The sequence below is a fragment of the Ruegeria sp. CF5 genome, assembly GCF_056537325.1.
In genome coordinates this window covers 1-517 of sequence record NZ_JBQFRI010000033.1, presented here as the reverse complement: position 1 = coordinate 517, position 517 = coordinate 1, and the positions used below count along the sequence as shown (strand labels likewise).

Annotated in this window: 1 protein-coding gene; it reads right to left on the bottom strand. The window is 63.4% G+C overall.

The window, feature by feature from the left end:
• The coding region (locus ACR0NW_RS23985; RefSeq protein WP_480791963.1) for an electron transfer flavoprotein subunit alpha/FixB family protein at positions 1 to 517 on the bottom strand (517 nt) is incomplete at both ends.

Sequence of the window (517 nt, the reverse complement as noted above, 5' to 3'; positions counted from 1 at the left end):
TTCCGGGACTGCTGCGAACAGGTCTGCGACCAGTCCGAAGTCTGCGACCTGGAAGATCGGCGCTTCTTCGTCCTTGTTGATCGCAACGATGACCTTGGAGTCCTTCATGCCCGCCAGGTGCTGGATCGCGCCCGAGATACCGACGGCGACATAGAGGTCCGGGGCAACAACCTTACCGGTCTGACCCACCTGCCAGTCGTTCGGCGCGTAGCCCGAGTCGACCGCCGCGCGCGAAGCGCCAACAGCCGCGCCCAGTTTGTCGGCCAGACCTTCGATCAGTTTGAAGTCCTCTTCCGAACCGACACCGCGGCCGCCCGAGACGACAACGCCAGCCGAGGTCAGTTCCGGACGATCGCTTTCAGCAACCTTGTCCTCGACCCATGACGACAGACCCGGGTTTTCACCAACCGAGATGGTCTCGACCGGGGCCGAACCGCCTTCGCCCGCCGCGTCAAAGCTGGCGGTCCGCAGGGTGACAACCTTCTTGGCGTCGTTCGATTTCACGGTCTGGATCGCG